Raw genomic sequence first — 439 nt, forward strand, 5'->3', positions numbered from 1 at the left:
GACCCGATCCCTGGATTGGCCGGGTCTGCTGGCGCTCGGCTCGGGGATTGCTGCGGCGCTGATCGCCCTGGAGAGCATCCGGGTGTCGGGGACCGATTGGGGGCTGGTCGCCGGGTGCGGTGTCGCAGCCGTACTGCTGCTCGCCGGCGCGGTGTGGAGGCTGCTCTCCGCGGCGGCCCCGCTGGTGCAGTTGCGGGTGCTGCGGGTGCACACGCTGCGCATCACCGTGGTGGCCGGGTCGCTGTATCGACTGGTGATCACCGCGGTGCCGTTCCTGCTGCCGCTGCAGTTCCAGCTGGAGTTCGGCTGGACGCCGCTGGCCGCGGGTGCCATGGTGGCCGCACTGTTCGCCGGGAATCTGACCATCAAACCTGCCACCACGCCGCTCATGCGCAGATTCGGCATCCGCACCGTGCTCCTGGTCAACGGGCTGGCCTCG

1 pseudogene is annotated in these 439 nt (G+C 70.4%); it reads left to right on the forward strand.

The window, feature by feature from the left end:
* Positions 1-439, forward strand: a pseudogene (locus RNB18_RS52320) (hypothetical protein); the annotation flags it as partial.

It is taken from the genome of Streptomyces doebereineriae (assembly GCF_031845645.1).
In the GTDB taxonomy this organism is placed as follows: Bacteria; Actinomycetota; Actinomycetes; order Streptomycetales; family Streptomycetaceae; genus Streptomyces; species Streptomyces canus.